Annotated in this window: 17 protein-coding genes; 3 read left to right on the top strand and 14 right to left on the bottom strand. The window is 65.2% G+C overall.

The window, feature by feature from the left end:
- Positions 1 to 143: 143 nt before the first annotated feature.
- Both EPO50_RS08365 and EPO50_RS08360 read left to right on the top strand, forming a co-directional pair.
- Positions 144 to 1,112: a tripartite tricarboxylate transporter substrate binding protein gene (locus EPO50_RS08365; protein ID WP_296342860.1), complete on the top strand. Its 969-nt coding sequence runs from the start codon at positions 144 to 146 to the stop codon at positions 1,110 to 1,112.
- 100 nt (positions 1,113 to 1,212) lie between these two features.
- Positions 1,213 to 1,983 carry a ferredoxin--NADP reductase gene (locus tag EPO50_RS08360; RefSeq protein WP_296342858.1) on the top strand — a complete coding sequence of 257 codons (771 nt, stop codon included), beginning with the start codon at positions 1,213 to 1,215 and terminating at the stop codon, positions 1,981 to 1,983.
- Positions 1,984 to 2,010: 27 nt separating this feature from the next.
- Here the strand turns inward: EPO50_RS08360 and EPO50_RS08355 are convergent, their stop codons facing one another.
- The 4 genes from EPO50_RS08355 to EPO50_RS08340 are packed head-to-tail and all read right to left on the bottom strand — an operon-like array spanning position 2,011 to position 6,096.
- Entirely contained in the window at positions 2,011 to 2,526 is a 516-nt protein-coding gene (locus EPO50_RS08355; RefSeq protein WP_296342857.1) for a DUF1772 domain-containing protein, read from the bottom strand.
- 44 nt (positions 2,527 to 2,570) lie between these two features.
- A complete protein-coding gene (locus tag EPO50_RS08350; RefSeq protein ID WP_296342855.1) occupies positions 2,571 to 3,749 on the bottom strand; it encodes a 3-hydroxybenzoate 6-monooxygenase in 1,179 nt (392 codons plus the stop codon).
- On the bottom strand, positions 3,736 to 4,950 hold the full coding sequence (locus tag EPO50_RS08345; protein ID WP_296342853.1) for a CoA transferase: 1,215 nt from the start codon (positions 4,948 to 4,950) through the stop codon (positions 3,736 to 3,738). Before EPO50_RS08345 ends, EPO50_RS08350 begins: the two co-directional genes overlap by 14 nt.
- A 24-nt stretch (positions 4,951 to 4,974) precedes the next feature.
- Positions 4,975 to 6,096, bottom strand: coding sequence for an NADH:flavin oxidoreductase/NADH oxidase (locus EPO50_RS08340; RefSeq protein WP_296342851.1), 1,122 nt, complete (start codon positions 6,094 to 6,096; stop codon positions 4,975 to 4,977).
- 78 nt (positions 6,097 to 6,174) lie between these two features.
- Between EPO50_RS08340 and EPO50_RS08335 the strand changes: the two genes are divergently transcribed.
- Positions 6,175 to 7,881: an amidohydrolase family protein gene (locus EPO50_RS08335; RefSeq protein ID WP_296342848.1), complete on the top strand. Its 1,707-nt coding sequence runs from the start codon at positions 6,175 to 6,177 to the stop codon at positions 7,879 to 7,881.
- Here EPO50_RS08335 and urtE read toward each other — a convergent pair.
- The 10 genes from urtE to EPO50_RS08285 all read right to left on the bottom strand — a co-directional run bounded on the left by urtE (position 7,878) and on the right by EPO50_RS08285 (position 16,344).
- Positions 7,878 to 8,573 carry an urea ABC transporter ATP-binding subunit UrtE gene (gene urtE / locus EPO50_RS08330; protein WP_296342846.1) on the bottom strand — a complete coding sequence of 232 codons (696 nt, stop codon included), beginning with the start codon at positions 8,571 to 8,573 and terminating at the stop codon, positions 7,878 to 7,880. The genes EPO50_RS08335 and urtE overlap by 4 nt on opposite strands.
- A gap of 3 nt (positions 8,574 to 8,576) precedes the next feature.
- Positions 8,577 to 9,323 (bottom strand): urea ABC transporter ATP-binding protein UrtD, encoded by a 747-nt coding sequence (gene urtD / locus EPO50_RS08325; protein WP_296342844.1) that lies wholly within the window; start codon positions 9,321 to 9,323, stop codon positions 8,577 to 8,579.
- Positions 9,320 to 10,444 carry an urea ABC transporter permease subunit UrtC gene (gene urtC / locus EPO50_RS08320; protein WP_296342841.1) on the bottom strand — a complete coding sequence of 375 codons (1,125 nt, stop codon included), beginning with the start codon at positions 10,442 to 10,444 and terminating at the stop codon, positions 9,320 to 9,322. The genes urtD and urtC overlap by 4 nt, the downstream gene beginning before the upstream one ends.
- Complete coding sequence (gene urtB, locus EPO50_RS08315) at positions 10,441 to 12,054, bottom strand: urea ABC transporter permease subunit UrtB (RefSeq protein WP_296342839.1); 1,614 nt, start codon at positions 12,052 to 12,054, stop codon at positions 10,441 to 10,443. Before urtB ends, urtC begins: the two co-directional genes overlap by 4 nt.
- 92 nt (positions 12,055 to 12,146) lie before the next feature.
- Complete coding sequence (gene urtA, locus EPO50_RS08310) at positions 12,147 to 13,442, bottom strand: urea ABC transporter substrate-binding protein (protein WP_296342837.1); 1,296 nt, start codon at positions 13,440 to 13,442, stop codon at positions 12,147 to 12,149.
- A 93-nt stretch (positions 13,443 to 13,535) separates the two neighbouring features.
- The gene (locus tag EPO50_RS08305) at positions 13,536 to 14,105 is read right to left on the bottom strand and encodes a HupE/UreJ family protein (protein ID WP_296342836.1); all 570 of its coding nucleotides are present in this window, start codon (positions 14,103 to 14,105) and stop codon (positions 13,536 to 13,538) included.
- Positions 14,106 to 14,131: 26 nt separating this feature from the next.
- Positions 14,132 to 14,758: an urease accessory protein UreG gene (ureG, locus tag EPO50_RS08300; protein ID WP_296342834.1), complete on the bottom strand. Its 627-nt coding sequence runs from the start codon at positions 14,756 to 14,758 to the stop codon at positions 14,132 to 14,134.
- Positions 14,755 to 15,183, bottom strand: a complete 429-nt coding sequence (locus EPO50_RS08295; protein WP_296342832.1) for a DUF3995 domain-containing protein — start codon at positions 15,181 to 15,183, stop codon at positions 14,755 to 14,757. Before EPO50_RS08295 ends, ureG begins: the two co-directional genes overlap by 4 nt.
- Positions 15,180 to 15,863: an urease accessory protein UreF gene (locus EPO50_RS08290; protein ID WP_296342831.1), complete on the bottom strand. Its 684-nt coding sequence runs from the start codon at positions 15,861 to 15,863 to the stop codon at positions 15,180 to 15,182. The genes EPO50_RS08295 and EPO50_RS08290 overlap by 4 nt, the downstream gene beginning before the upstream one ends.
- Positions 15,856 to 16,344 carry an urease accessory protein UreE gene (locus tag EPO50_RS08285; RefSeq protein WP_296342829.1) on the bottom strand — a complete coding sequence of 163 codons (489 nt, stop codon included), beginning with the start codon at positions 16,342 to 16,344 and terminating at the stop codon, positions 15,856 to 15,858. Before EPO50_RS08285 ends, EPO50_RS08290 begins: the two co-directional genes overlap by 8 nt.
- Between the last annotated feature and the right edge of the window lies 1 nt (position 16,345).

Genomic DNA, 16,345 nt, shown 5'->3' with positions numbered 1-16,345 from the left:
CGAAGGCAACATTGCCCACGGGGTCATTAATTCCTGTCCCGGCGTTCGGCTGGCGATACGAGGTACATAAAGCCATCTTGCCGCCATTCCTGTGGCTGACTAAGGGGCTCGTAAATCAGTCTCAAAGAAAGGGAGGAAGCTTCATGTTTACCCGTCGTACCCTCGTGACCGGCGCCCTCGCCGCCACCGCCCTGCCGACCCTTGCGTCCGCACAGGTCTCGGCCAACCAGATCCGCCTCGTCGTTCCCTACGGCCCCGGCGGCTCGACCGATACGTCGGCGCGCGTCCTGGCGGAGCGCATGGCGACCGACCTCGGCAAGTCGATCATCGTCGAGAACCGGCCGGGCGGCGGCACCATGATCGGCATGGCGAATGTCGCCAAGAGCAAGCCCGACGGCACGAGCCTGCTGCTCCTGACGACGACGGCAGCCCTGCTGCCTGCCTTCGACATCCCGCTGCAGATCGATCCGCAGAAGGAGCTCGCGATGGTCTCGCAGCTCGCCGACATCCCCTGCGTGCTGGCCGTCAATGCCAAGCATCCGGCCAAGACCTTCCCCGAGTTCCTCGAGTGGGTGAAGGCGCAGCCAGGTCCCGTGCATTATGCGACGTCGAGCTCCGGCGGCCTGCCGCATCTCTGGGGCGAGCTGATCAGCACGAAGGCCGGCGGCAAGCTCCAGCACATTCCCTACAAAGCCGCGGCCGAGGCCCTGCGCGATACCGTCGCCGGCCATACCCAGGTGTTCGTCGACGTCACCATGCCGGTCGACGCCCAGATCAATGCCGGCACGATGCGCGGCCTGATCTGCGGCGCGCAGAAGCGGGTGGCCAACGTGTCGAGCGTTCCGACTGCCAGCGAACTCGGCATGCCCGACCTCGAGGCGGCCGTGTACTTCGGCGTCGCGACGACCGCCGGCACCGCGCCCGACGTCATCGCCTACTACAACGCCGCCATCAACGCGGCGCTGAAGGTCCCGGCCGTACAGGAGCGGCTGGCGTCAATGGGCTACATCCCGACCGGCGGCACGCCGGAGGCCTACACGAAGCGGCTGGCGGACGAGACGGTGCGGTGGCGCAAGGTCATCAAGGCGGCAAACATCCCGGCGCCGGCGTAGTGCCTGCGACACAATTGCTATTGCGAATTACTCGCAATTCCGTAGGTCTGTAGCCAGCGGGACATAGGGCCGCCCGCCATCGCGTCGGGAGCTGGCTGCAGTGAGTGCGTTTAGAAACGAGACTGTCCTGTCGGTCCATCATTGGACCGACGAATTGTTCAGCTTCCGAACCACCCGCGACAAGGGCTTCCGCTTCGCCTGCGGTCAGTTCGCCATGATCGGGCTGCAGGTGGAGGGCAAGCCGCTGGTGCGTGCCTACTCGATCGCCAGCCCCAACTATCACGACGAACTCGAATTCTTCTCCATCAAGGTCGCCGACGGCCGGCTGACCTCCCGCCTGAAGCATGTCACGCCGGGCGATCCCATCCTGGTCGGCAACAAGGCGACCGGAACCTTGCTGCTGGACAGCCTGCTGCCTGGCAGGAACCTCTATCTGCTGGGCACCGGCACCGGCCTCGCGCCCTTCCTCAGCGTCGTCCAGGACCCCGAAGTCTACGAACGCTTCGAGAAGGTGATCCTGGTCCATGGCTGCCGCTTCGTGCGCGACCTCGCCTACCGGTCGTGGATTGCCGACACGCTGCCGGCCGACGAGATCCTGGGCGAAACCATCCGCCAGCAACTGGTCTACTACCCGACGGTGACCCGCGAGCCGTTCGATCATCGCGGCCGCATCTCCCATCTCATCGCCGAGGGCGGCTTGGCGCAGGATGTCGGCCTGCCGCCCATCCACAAGGATACGGACCGCTTCATGCTCTGCGGCAGCGTGCAAATGCTGCTCGATATTCGAACCCTGCTGGAAGAGCGCGGCCTAGAGGAAGGCAGCCAGACGACGCCGGGAGAGTTCGTCGTGGAGAAAGCCTTCGTCGAATAGACGAAGGCGTCCCCTCGAACGCGACGGCTAGCGCAGCCCGCTGTGACGCCGGCCGCTGCCCGTGGATGTCAGATCGAGCGCCCACGCCGCCTGCAGGCTGAGGAACGCCAGGATCGCCCCGATGGTGCGTGCATGGTTCCACGCGGTCCACGGACCAGAGAACTCACGCCACGTGCCGCCCGCCGTCGCCTCGCTTGCCGCCACGGTCGCGAGCGTCTCGTTGAGGGGAACGTTCACCTGCAAGGTGACGCCGATCACTGCGATCGCCTGAATGAGAGCTGCCAAGAAGGCGAGCCGGGCCGCGCCGCGATGCCCGGCCGAGCGCGCGCCGAGAGCGGCCAGCAGAGGCAGGACCAGCGCACCGAAGAACACTGCAGCGAACAGGGCGTTGCGCACGACGGTGTTGATGCCCTGCATCGTATGGATCGCCGAGAGCGCACCGCCGAGGTCGAGACCCGGCATGACGATGGTCGAGAAGGCGTAGAAGATGCCCGCGCTCAGCGCGGTGCACAGCAAGGCCAGGACGAAGAATAGGTGTCGCATGCGCGGGGCTCCCTCCGGCGGCGCATCCTACGGAAAAAGTCGCCTCAGTCGAGCCCGTTGCCGCCATAGAGCCAGTCGAGCGTATCGAGCCACTGGTCCTGGCTCTTGGCACTCATCATCGCATTGCGCAGTGCCGCATGCGGTCCATCGGGGTGATAGACGTGATCGCCCATCGCACGCGACATGAGCTGAACGCGCGCGGTGCGCAGAATGCGGCGGTCGCGATAGGTCGTAAGCCCGGCCTCGAGGGCCTGCGTCTTCGACAGCGAATCGGCCAGGCACACCGCATCTTCCATCGCCATGCAGGCGCCCTGCGCCATGTATTGCATCATGGGGTGCGCAGCATCGCCCAGCAGCGCCACCCGGCCATCGATCCACCGCTCGACGGGATCGCGATCGCACAGCACCCACATGTGCCAGTCCTTGCCATGGCGGATGATCTCCTGCGCCCGTTCGCAGACATGGGTGAAACCCTTGCGCACCTCTTCGACCGGCACGGGCTTGCCGGCGACCGGCTCGGGCGCATGGTTGTGGTAGGTGACGACGAGGTTGAACACCTTCCACCCGGAAAGCGGATAGTGGACGATGTGGCACTTCGGACCGGCCCATAGGGTGGCGGCGTTCCAGCGCAGATCCTCCGCCATCTGTTCCGTCGGGATCACCGAACGGTAGGTGGTATGCCCCGAGACACGCGGCGGGATGTCGCCCACGACCTGTCGGCGGACGTTCGACCAGAGCCCGTCGGCGCCTATCAACGCACGGCCGCTCACGGCTTCACCATGGGCGAGCTTCGCGACGACACCTTTGTCATCCTGATCGTAGCCTGTGACCTCTGCGCCCGATTTGAGATCGATCAGCGCGTGGTCGCGACAGCCCTGCAGCAACACACCATGCAGGTCGCCGCGATGGACGACGGCGTAGGGATTGCCGAAGCGGGTACGGAACTTCTCTCCGAGGTCGATATGACAGATTTCGCCGTCGGCCATCGCATCCATGAGACGCAGCGAGTCGATATAGACCGCCATGCCGCGCGCCGCGGGGCCAACGCCCAATCTATCGAAGCAATGAAAGGCGTTGGGGCCAAGCTGAATACCGGCGCCGATCTCGCCGAAGCGGGATGACCGCTCCAAGACCAGAGAGGGAATACCCTTCTGGGCCAGTGCCAGTGCAGCAGCCAGGCCGCCGATGCCGCCACCGGCAATGAGAATCCTATCTTGGTCCACCCACTACCTTCTCGTCATGCAGGCGGGCGATCTCGTGGCCCGGCAGACTGAGGATACCCGAAAGAATCTCGTCCGTATGCTGGCCCAGCACCGGCGCCGTCTTCGGCGGCTGGCGTGGCACGGCGCCGAACTGCAGAGGCGAGGCCGCGACGGGATAGCGGCCGATGCCCGGCTGGTCGAGGATCGTGAACATCGGATTGTCGAGCACGGCCTCGCGATCCGCCGCCAGTTCGCGGAAGGTCTTGTAGGGTGCCCAGAGCGCGCCGGCTTTCTTGAGGGCCGCACCCACCTCTTCCGCCGTGTGACGAGCGACCCAGGGCTCGATCACGGCACACAGCCGATCGCGCGCATGCCAGCGGCCGGCGTCGCTCTTGAGATCGAAGCCGGTGTCCTTCTCGATTGTCGCAAAAGCCTGCTTGAAGCCTCCGGCACTGGCCAGTGCATCGACATGGCGGTCGGAGAAGATGCAGATCATGACGAACCGGTCGTCCTTGGTGCGGAAGTCGCGGCCGAAGGTGCCGAAAATTTCGTTACCGAAGCGCGGGCGGTCGACTTCGTTGACCACCGCTTCGCCGATGTAGCCCAGTGCCGAAGTTGCCGCGAGCGCCATGTCCTGCAGCGGCAGGACGATGCGCTGGCCCTGCCCGGTCAGGCGGCGGTGCCGTTCGGCCGCGAGGATCGCCATGGCGCCTGCGTAAGCTGTGGCCAGATCCCATGGCGGCGCCACGGCGTTCACCGGTTCCGCATGATCGACGGGCCCCGTCACCATGGGAAAGCCGGTGATGGCGTTCACCGTATAGTCGACATGTGCGCTGCCATCGCGTGCACCCACGATGTTGAGCGCGATCAGATCGGCACGCTTCTTCGCCAGCTCCTCGTAGGCGAGCCAACCGCGCGCCGGCATGTTGGTGGTGAAGATGCCCGCCCCTTCGCCCGGAGCGGTGATCAGTGCGGTGAGAAGCTCGCGGCCCTTCGGGTTACGCAGATCGACGGCGATGGAGCGCTTGCCCTTGTTGAGGCCCGCCCAATAGATCGAGCGGCCGTCTTTCGTGATCGGCCAGCGATCATTGTCGAGGCCGCCGTTGATATCGTCGAAGCGGATCACGTCGGCGCCGAGTTGCGCCAGTGTCATGCCGCCCAGAGGCGCGGCGATGAAGGCCGACCCTTCGACGATGCGAAGGCCGGCAAGAATGCCTGTCATTTTGCGTTTCCGTGTCTTGTTTGTTTATTTGCGTCCGAGCGTGTGTTCACGCTTCTCCAGCCACCAGCCGTATTCCGGTGTCCACATATCGAAGTCGGGATCGCAGCCCAGTGCCTGCGCCGCGTGCAAAGCCCAGAAGGGCTCGTAGAGTGCCTGCCGTCCGATCGCGATCAGGTCGGCATCGCCTTCCTGCAGGATCGCCTCGGCCTGCGGGCCGTCGAGGATCAGGCCTACGGCCATGGTCGAGATGCCAGCCTGCTTCTTGACCGCCGACGCGAACGGCACCTGAAAGCCCAGGCCGCGCTTCACGCCTGCGGCCGTCGCCGCGCCCGCGATGCCGCCGGAGGAGCAATCGACGACATCGACGCCGAGTGCCTTCAGCTCCTGCGCGAAGGCAACGGTATCATCGACATCCCAACCACCGCCGCCATCGACCGCGGAGACGCGGACGAACAGTGGTTTGTTCTCGGGCCACACCTGGCGCACGGCGCGCACAACATCGAGTGGAAAGCGCATACGGCCGGCGCGATCGCCGCCGTACTTGTCGTTGCGCGTGTTGCTGATCGACGACAGGAACTGCGCCAGCAGATAGCCGTGCGCCCCATGGATTTCGAGCACGTCATAACCCGCCGCATCAGCACGCTTCGCCGCAGCGGCAAACTTCGCGACCAGCTCCTCGATCTCCGCCGCCGACAAAGCGCGTGGCTTCAGCCAGCCATCGGCAGCAGGAAGATCGGTCGGGCCGACCACTTCCCACTTCTTCCAACCCGCGCCCGGCGGGCCGAGTTCGCCCGGCTTGTCGAACGTGCGCGGCGTCGAGCCCTTGCGGCCGGAATGCGTGATCTGCGTCGCCGCCAATGCTCCCTCACCCTTGATGAAGGCGGTGAGCCGCTTGTGACTTGCGATCTGGTTGTCGTCCCACAGGCCGAGATCACCCTGCGTGACCCGCCCGCGCGGCTCGACCGCGCAATTCTCGGTGAAGACGATGCCGAACTTGCCCAATGCAAACTTGCCGAGATGAACGAGATGGAAATCGTTCACCAATCCGTCCGTCGCGCGGAACTGGACCATGGGAGAAACCACACAGCGGTTCGGCGCGGTGACTCCACGCAGCTTCAGTGGCGAGAAGAGGAGCGGTTTCTGCAAAGGTCGATCTCCCGAACGGGATGGCTTTCAGGGCGCCAAACATAGACTGCCGTATGTGCCCCGGCCTATCCTTCGTCCATGTTTGACCTCGTCATCCGAAACGGAATCGTGATCGATGGATCGGGCGCACCGCGCCGGATCGCCGATGTTGCAGTGCAAGAGGGCCGCATCGCTGCGGTCGGGCCGAAGCTCGGCGCCGGCAAACGCGAGATCGATGCCGCCGGACTGGTCGTGGCGCCGGGCTTCGTCGACATCCACACGCACTACGATGGACAGGCGACGTGGGACCCGTTCGTCACACCTTCCTCGTGGCACGGCGTCACGACGACCGTGTTCGGCAATTGCGGCGTCGGCTTCGCACCGGTGCGGCCCGGCGCGTCGGGCTACCTCATCAACCTGATGGAAGGCGTCGAGGACATCCCCGGCACCGTTCTCAGCGAAGGCGTGAAGTTCAACTGGGAGTCCTTCTCCGACTATCTCGATGCGCTGGCCTCGATGGACCGCGCTGTCGATGTTGCTGCCCAGCTCCCGCACGGCGCCCTGCGCTTCTATGTGATGGGCGATCGCGGCGCCGATCATGCCGAGGTGCCGACCGAGCACGAGATCGAGGAGATGGCGAAGCTCACCGAGGAAGCGCTGCATGCCGGCGCCATGGGCTTCACCACATCGCGCACCACCAAGCACAAGGCGCGCGACGGCCGCTTCACGCCCTCGCTCAGCGCCCGCGAAGCGGAGCTGCTGGGCATCGCCCAAGGCATGAAGCGTGCAGGTCGCGGCGTGCTGCAGGTCAATTCCGATTTCGGACCCGGCGAGTTCGAGGCGCTGGAAGCCGCCGCCAAGCTGGCCGGCCGGCCCCTCTCCTGCCTGCTGGTCCAGGTCGATGCGCAGCCGAAGCTATGGCGTGAGACACTCGACCAGATCCATGGCGTGCGTCAGGCGGGCCGTATGGCCAATGCCCAGGTAGGCTCGCGGCCGATCGGCGTGATCATGGGCCTCGAGACGACGGCACATCCTTTTGCTGCGCATCCGGCGTGGCTGGAAATGCGCCAGCTTTCACCCCAGGCGCGCTACCAGCGCCTCGTGGCGGATGCCGACCTGCGGCGGCGACTGGTCGAAACGCCACCCGGCGGCGGCCCACGCGCTTTCATGGCCGAGTCGTTCCACAAGATGTTCCCGATCGGCGAGCGGCCGGACTACGAACCCGATGCCAAGAATTCGATCGCCGCGATCGCCGAGCGCAGCGGGCGCACCCCGCAGGCCGTGGCGCTGGACGAGATGATGGCGCACGACGGCAAGGGCCTGCTGATGCTGCCGTTCGAGAACTACGCCTATGGCAGCCTCGACGTCGTGCACGAGATGATCACCGATCCCGCAACGGTGCTGGGCGTGGCAGATGGCGGCGCCCATGTCGGCGTGATCTGCGATGCCTCCTCGCCGACGTCGCTGTTGACCCTGTGGGGCCGTGACCGCACGCGCGGGCCAAAGCTCGGCCTCGAATTCCTGATTGCCAAGCAGACGCGCGGCACGGCCGAAGCCTATGGCCTGATGGATCGCGGCCTGCTGGCACCCGGCCACAAGGCCGACATCAACGTGATCGACTTCGATGCCCTGACGCTGAAGCGGCCCGAAGTCGTCTACGACTTGCCAGCCGGCGGGCGTCGCCTGATCCAGCGCGCCTCGGGTTACCGGCACACGTTCAACGCGGGTGTCGAGACGATGCAGAACGACGAGCTGACCGGCGAGCGGCCGGGCCGGCTCGTGCGAGGCGCTCAAACACCAGCCTAGACCGTCATGTGACGGCGCACGGCTTCCGCGTCGAAGGTCTCGCGGGTGCCGGACATCACGACTTCGCCGCGGTCCATGACGGCGAAATCGTCGGCAAGTTCCTGCGCGAAGTCGAGATACTGTTCGACCAGCAGGATCGCCATGTCGCCGCGCTGACGCAGGAAGGTGATGGCGCGGCCAATATCCTTGATGACGGACGGCTGGATGCCTTCGGTCGGTTCGTCGAGCACCAGCAGCTTCGGCCGCATGGTAAGTGCCCGGCCGATGGCGAGCTGCTGCTGCTGTCCGCCCGAGAGGTCGCCGCCGCGGCGCTTCAACATGGATTGCAGCACGGGAAAGAGCTCGAACACCTCGTCCGGTATCTTCTTGTGCTCGCGGCTGACCGGCGCAAAGCCGGTTTCGAGATTTTCCTTCACCGTCAGGAGCGGAAAGATCTCGCGCCCCTGCGGCACCAGCGCCACGCCGCGCCGGGCGCGGTCGTAGGGCGGCAGCTTCGAGACTTCTTGCCCGTCGAGCGAGATCGAGCCCGACGCGATCGGCTGAAGACCGCTGATGGCGCGCAGGAGACTGGTCTTGCCGACACCGTTGCGCCCCAGTAGGCAGGTCACACGGCCGATGGCGGCCTTGAGCGACACGCCGCGCAGCGCCTGCGCAGCGCCGTAGTAGAGGTTGACGTTCTCGACCGCGAGCATCGGTTAGCGCCCCAAATAGACTTCGACGACGCGCGGATCGGCGCTCACCTGGTCGAGCGTGCCTTCGGCCAGCATCGAGCCTTCGTGCAGCACCGTCACCTTGACGCCCAGCGCGCGCACGAAGCTCATGTCATGCTCGACCACGACAACGGAATGGCTGCGGTTGATCTCGCGCAACACCTGCGCGGTGGTTTCGGTTTCGACGTCGGTCATGCCGGCCACCGGCTCGTCGACCAGCAGGAGCTTCGGGTCCTGCGCCAGCAGCATGCCGATCTCCAGCCATTGCTTCTGGCCGTGGCTCAACCGCGCCGCCGGCATGTGCTGCTGGTCGGTCATACGGATGATGGTCAGGATCTCGTCGAGCCGGTCCTTCTCGGCTTTCGTAGGTGCCGCAAGCAGGAGCTTGTACCAGCTCCTGATGCCCGACAGCGCCAGCAGGAGATTGTCGCGCACGGTGTGGGTCTCGAACACGGTAGGCTTCTGGAACTTGCGGCCAATGCCCAAGGTGGCGATGTCGGCCTCGTCGAGTTTGGTGAGGTCGGACTTGCCGTCGAATACCACTTCGCCCTCGTCGGGTCGCGTCTTGCCGGTGATGACATCCATCATCGTGGTCTTGCCCGCACCGTTGGGGCCGATGATGGCGCGCATCTCGCCGGGCTCGACCAGCAACGAGAGATTGTTCAGCGCCTTGAAGCCGTCGAAGGAGACGGTGACGCCGCTGAGATAGAGCAGCGCGGAAGTGCTTCTCATGCCGGCGCCCCTGCCTTGGCCTTGCGTGCCTGCGAGCGGTCCCGGATCTGGCCCCACAGACCCATGATGCCCTTGGGCAGCAGCAGGGTAACGACAATGAACAGCGCACCCAGCGCGAACAGCCAGAATTCGGGCAGCGCGCCAGTGAGCCAGGTCTTACCGAAATTGACCAGGAAGGCGCCGATCACCGGCCCGATGAGCGTGCCACGCCCGCCGACCGCCACCCAGAGCACGGCCTCAATCGAATTGCCCGGCGCGAACTCGCTGGGGTTGATGATGCCCACCTGCGGCACGTAGAGCGCGCCGGCGACACCTGACATGGCGGCCGACAGCACGAAGACGAAGAGCTTGAAGCCTTCGACCCGATAGCCCAGGAAGCGCATGCGGCTCTCGGCATCGCGCACCGCCGTCAGTGCCTTGCCGAAGCGCGAGCCGACGATGGCGGCGGAAATCACCAGACCTATCGCCAGCGCCAGCGCGGAGGCGAAGCACAGGGCAGCGCGCGTGCCGTCGGCCTGCACCGGGAAGCCCAGGATCTCCTTGAAGTCGGTCATGCCGTTGTTGCCGCCCAGCCCCATGTCGTTGCGGAAGAAGGCCAGCATCAGCGCGAAGGTCATCGCCTGGGTGATGATCGAGAGATAGACGCCGGTGACGCGGCTGCGGAAGGCGAACCAGCCCAGCGCGAAGGCGAGCACGCTCGGCACCAGCAGGATCATGATGGCGGCGAACCAGAACTGATCGAAGCCGTGCCAGAACCAGGGGAGCTGCTTGTAGTTCAGGAACACCATGAAGTCGGGCAGCAGCGGATTGCCGTAGACGCCGCGGCTGCCGATCTGGCGCATCAGGTACATGCCCATGCAGTAGCCGCCCAGCGCGAAGAAGGCGCCGTGGCCCAGCGAAAGGATGCCGCAGAAGCCCCAGACCAGATCGACCGCCAGCGCCAGCAGCGCGTAGCAGAGATACTTGCCGATGAGCTGCAGTACCCAGGCCGGGACGTGGAACTGGCTGCTGGCCGGCAGGAACTGGTTGGCGAGCGGCAGCAGGATACCGACCGCCAGCACCAGCAAGGTGAAGAGGCGCAGGCCCGGTCCCATGCCCTGCCAGAGGAAGCGCGTGATCATTCGACTGAGCGGCCCTTCAACGCGAACAGGCCGCGCGGACGGCGCTGGATGAACAGGATGATGAAGACCAGCACCAGGATCTTGCCCAGGACCGCGCCGGCATAGGGTTCGAGGAACTTGTTGACGACACCCAGGGTCAACGCACCGATCAGGGTGCCGAAGAGATTGCCGACGCCGCCGAACACCACGACCATGAAGGAGTCGATGATGTAACCCTGGCCGAGGTTGGGACTGACATTGTCGATCTGGCTCAGCGCCACGCCGGCCAAGCCCGCAATGCCTGAGCCCAGGCCGAAAGTGAGCGCATCGACTCGCGGTGTGCGGATGCCGACGGCCGAGGCCATCGGTCGGTTCTGCGTGACCGCGCGCATGTAAAGGCCGAGCGACGTCTTGCGCAGCAGCAGGATCAGGGCGGCGAAGACCACCAGCGAGAAGATCACGATCCACAACCGGCCATAGGTCACGTTGATCTGGCCGACCTGGAAGGCGCCCGACATCCAGGACGGCGCGCCGACCTCGCGGTTGCTCGACCCGAAGATCGAACGCACGGCCTGCTGCAGCACCAGCGACAGGCCCCAGGTCGCGAGCAGCGTGTCGAGCGGCCGGCCGTAGAGAAAGCGGATGATGCCGCGTTCGATCAGGATGCCGACGCCGCCCGCCACCAGGAAGGCCAGCGGCAAGGCGATCAGGAGCGACGTGTCGAACAGGTGTGGCGCCGAGGTGCGAATGATCTCCTGCACCACGAAGGTCGTGTAGGCACCCAGCATCACCATCTCACCATGCGCCATGTTGATGACGCCCATGGTGCCAAAGGTGATGGCAAGCCCGATGGCCGCCAGCAGCAGTACCGACCCGAGCGAGATGCCGTACCAGACATTCTGCGCCGCCTCCCAGGCGGCCAGCGTCTGGCGCACCGTTTCGGCAGCAGCAACCGCAGCCGCCTTGACCTCGGGTTCCTTGGCGTTGTTGGCCGCGCCCTGCAGGACGCTCAGCGCCTCGCGATCGCCGCGGTCGCGCACGATGCCGATCGCCTCGATCTTCTGCTGCACCGTCGCATCGGAGGCGAGCACGACGGCGGCTCGCGCTTCAGCGAAGGCCTGCTTCACGCGCGCGTCCTTCTCGCCGGCAATGGCTGCGTCGAGTGGAGCGAGAGCGGCGGGTTCGGGCCGCTTGAAAAGGGAGTCGGCCGCGCCACGGCGGACGCGCGCATCGGGGCTCATGAGGGTGAGCGAGCCGACGGCCGCCTCGATGATGCCGCGCAGGCGATTGTTGACCCTGACCCTCTCCAACTCGGATTCGGCCACCGTGCCTGCGGCCTTGCCCGACACGGCCTCGGTAAGCGCGACCTGGTTGCCGCTGGGCTTGCCGATAACGACCAGCTTGTCGGAGGTGCGAATATAAAGCTGGCCAGCACCCAGCGCTTCCAGAATGGGCGCGGCGCGGGCGTCGCCCGAGGTGGCGAGCGCGCCGATCGCGGTCTCGCGATCGCCGAAGCTGCCGGCCGTGAGGTTGGTCACGAGGGACTGAAGGTCTGCGGCCAGAGCGGTGACGGCAATCGTCAGCGAAGCCAGCGCAGAACACAGCACCGCGAGCGAGCGCAAAAGAAACATAGGTTTGAAAACTTGCCCGGAGGTGAGAACGGGGCGACTCGAAAGTCGCCCCGCCCCTGTGGGTTGCAACTTAACGACTGCGGCGCGGGGACCTACTTGCCCTTACCGCCGCACTTTCCTGTGGCGACATTGAAGTTGCCGCAGTTCATCGGCTTGCGCCAATCGGAGATCAGGTCCTTCGAGTCCGGCAGGTAGTCGGACCACTCGTCACCCAGCACCAGGCCGTTGGTCTGCGAGACGACGTCGAACTGACCGTTGCCCTGGATCTCGCCGATCAGAACCGGCTTGGTGATGTGATGGTTCGGCAACATGGCCGAATAGCCACCCGTCAGGTTGGGCACCGACACGCCGATCATCGCATCGATGACGGCGTCGGAGTCGGTGGTGCCCGCCTTCTTCACCGCCTCGATCCACATATTGAAGCCGATTACATGGGCTTCCATCGGATCGTTGGTCACCCGCTTGGGGTTCTTGGTGAAGGTCTGCCAGGTCTTGATGAAGGCCTCGTTGGTCGGGTCCTTCACCGACTGGAAGTAGTTCCAGGCGGCGAGATGGCCGATCAGCGGCTTGGTGTCGATGCCGGCCAGCTCTTCCTCGCCGACCGAGAAGGCGACGACCGGGATGTCCTTGGCCTTGATGCCCTGGTTGCCGAGTTCCTTGTAGAACGGGACGTTGGCGTCACCGTTGATGGTCGAGACCACGGCGGTCTTCTTGCCGGCCGAGCCGAACTTCTTGATGTCGGCGACGATCGACTGCCAGTCGGAGTGACCGAACGGCGTGTAGTTGATCAGGATGTCTTCCTGCGCGACGCCCTTGGACTTGAGATAGGCTTCGAGAATCTTGTTGGTCGTGCGCGGATAGACGTAGTCGGTGCCGGCGAGAACCCAGCGCTGCACCTTCTCGTTGGCCATCAGATAGTCGACGGCCGGGATCGCCTGCTGGTTGGGAGCCGCGCCGGTGTAGAACACGTTGCGCGAGCTTTCCTCACCCTCGTACTGGACCGGGTAGAAGAGGATGCCGTTCAGCTCCTCGAACACCGGCAGCACCGACTTGCGGCTGACCGAGGTCCAGCAGCCGAACACCGCCGCGACCTTGTCTTTCTGCAGGAGCTCGCGGGCCTTTTCGGCGAACAACGGCCAATTCGAGGCCGGGTCGACGACGACCGCTTCGAGCTTGCGGCCGAGAACGCCGCCCTTCTTATTCTGCTCTTCGATCAGCATCAGCATGACGTCCTTCAGGGTCGTCTCGCTGATCGCCATCGTGCCGGACAGTGAATGCAGAATGCCGACCTTGATCGGCGGTGCCCCTTGCGCGAGCGCGCCAGTCGCGGCGCTGGCCAACAGGCCGGCGGCCACGAGGCCCGTCCGCATGATCGTTCCCAAGTTCATCCCGCTCTCCTTGATCTTCCCGACGGAATCTCCCCGCCGAAGATCAGGAAAGCGAAAGTCGTGCCAAACTCGGAAAGCGGCCTGTTGAAAGGCTCAGTTGGCGATCAGGGCCAGCGCACCACCAGCCATGACCGCGCCGCCGAGTGCCCGCAATCCCAGGTCGCCGACTGCCCTCCGTGCAACCCAGCCGAGTCCCAAGCCGATGGCGTGGAGCAGGATGGTCGCCGCCGTGAAGCCCAGGATGAACCCGCCGGTGCCGACCGACGGCGCCTCGAAGGCATGGGCGTAGCCATGGAAGATGGCGAACAGACCGACCACCGCCATGGCGGCCGCCAATGGCATACGAACTGCACCGACGACCAGAGCGCCCAGGACCAACACCGAAACGGCGATCGCCGCCTCAACGAGAGGCAGTTTTATGCCTGCGAATCCGGCAGCTGCCCCGAGAAGCATCATGATGACGAAGGCCGAAGGAACCAGGTAGGCGGCAGCGGGGCGCTTGGCCGACAGCAGCGAGGCCCACAGGCCCACGCCCACCATGGCCAGCAGATGGTCCCAGCCTGTGAAGGGGTGGGCAAAGCCCGACGTGTCGTGGCCCGGATGAGCCAAAGCCGGGCTGGCGGCTGCGCAAAGGAGGACGATGAGAGAGACGATCCTGGTCATGGGTACACCGCTTCGATTTGAACGCTTCAGGTGAGGGGACGCGCCGGCAGGCCGCCCTGTCGTACGACGAAGGCCGCGATATCGTCGACCCCCTTGTTTTCCTTGAGATTGGAGAAGAGGAATGGCCGCTGGCCGCGCATCTTGCGGGCGTCGCGGTCCATCACATCGAGATTGGCACCGACGAGCGGCGCCAGGTCGATCTTGTTGATGACCAGCAGATCCGACCGCGTGATGCCCGGCCCACCCTTGCGCGGGATCTTCTCGCCGGCCGCAACGTCGATGACGTAGATGGTGATATCGGCCAGCTCAGGCGAGAAAGTCGCGGCGAGATTGTCGCCGCCGGACTCGACGAAGACGATCTCGAGCTTCGGCCACTTGCGCACGATGTCGGAGACCGCGGCGAGATTGATCGAAGCATCCTCGCGGATTGCCGTATGCGGGCAGCCTCCCGTCTCGACGCCAACGATGCGATCCGGCGCCAAGGCCCCGGCGCGGGTCAGGAACTCGGCATCTTCCTTGGTGTAGATATCGTTGGTGACGACGGCGATGTCGTAGGCCTCGCGCATCCGCTTGCACAGCCGCTCGACCAGCGCGGTCTTGCCCGATCCCACGGGACCGCCGACACCAACTCTCAAGGGACCGCGCACGCTCATAGGTCGAGTTCTCCGGCCGCGAGGGCGATGTATCCTACGCCCATCAGCAAGCAGTAGGGCGAATAATACTTCCTGTTTCGGGTGGCGAAGGGCTCGACCGTGAAATGGCTCTTCCAGCGCATGCTGTAGCCTGCCACGCAGCGGGCGATGAAGATGCCGGCGATCACGTAGGTGCCGGCCAAAACGCGCGGATCGGTCATCCGGCCCAACGCATACCAGGGCCAAAGGGCCATCACAGTCAGCACCAGCGCTATGGCGAAACACTGCCAGGCCGGCGGCATGCGGCGCCGGCCATCGCCCACGACGCTGCGGACGAGCGCTTCCTCGCTCTCCTCAGGCCAATGGCTGCCCGTGCCCCACATGGCGTGCACCACAGCAATGGCGCCGACGCCCATGGTCAACAGCAAAGCCAAGAACATTGTCATGAGCGAAAAAGCCTCGTGTACTGTGTTTCGTGCCGCAGCGAGCACCAATCGAGCAAGGGCGTCGCCGTGCCGACCTCGTCCAGCGACTCGACCGCCAGCGCCGCCGCGACCGTTTCATTCACCGTATTCTCCAAAGCCGCAAGCGCCCTTTGTCCATCGCTCTGCCCGAGCGGAACTGCACGTACGGCAGCCGAAATCAGGTTGGCCGCGAAGGCATGCAGATAGCCGCCAAGAGCCGCCTCCAGCGGAATTGCATGCACCGCGGCGGCCAGCGCCACTGCGACAGGCAGCGCGATCTCCCCGTGCAATCGTAGATCCGCCGCATCGAGTTCAGCGTGCGGCCAGGCGGTGCGCGTGATCGACAAGAACGAGCCGCCCTGCTGGCGCGATTCCAGCGCCATTTCCGACGTGCCGCGCCAAGCCGCTGCGCGTTCGGCAATGGTGTCGAACGCCACCCAATCTTTCTCGCTCGCGGCACGCCAGGCCGCAGCGAACAATGCACCATCGACCCGCCCCGTTCCCTCGGCCACGACGCTGCGCAGCCAGGCGATCAGCGACGCCCGATCCCTGATGAAGCCTTCTTCGATGGCAGTCTCGACACCGTGGCTATAGCTGAAGGCACCGATCGGATAGGCCGGCGACAGCCAGGCCAGCAACCGATAAAGCGGATCCCTAGCCATGGCGCTCCGGATGCAGTTCGCCATGGCGATGACCGGTATCATGATTGTGCTGGCCGTAGGCACCGCCCTCGGGATCGAAGGGCACGCGCACCTTGCGTACCTCAGCGCCCAGCCCCCTCAGCATGTCGACGATGACGTGATCGTCGCGAATCAGAAGGCGGTCGTGATCGATCTGCGTCGGCAGATGGCGATTGCCGAGATGCCAGGCGATCCGCGCGAAGGCTGCAGCATCGCGGCCGCGCACCTCGACGAGATCCTCTTCCGCCGCCTTCACCTCGACGAAGCCCCCTTCCTCCAATTGCAGCCCGTCGCCGGTATGCAGAACGACCGGCTCGACCAGATCGAGCAGGAAGTCGAGCCCGCCGTCGCCCAGCATGCGCAGGCGCCGACGATACCGGTCGTCGAACAGCAGGGTCACGGTGTCGATGCGCTCCGGCGCCGGCCAATGACCGGCACGTACGACGTCGATGGCTCGTTTCATG

It is taken from the genome of Reyranella sp., assembly GCF_004297405.1.
Classification (GTDB): Bacteria; Pseudomonadota; Alphaproteobacteria; order Reyranellales; family Reyranellaceae; genus Reyranella.
The sequence above is the reverse complement of the archived record's forward strand: the minus strand, read 5'-3'. Positions and strand labels throughout refer to the sequence as shown.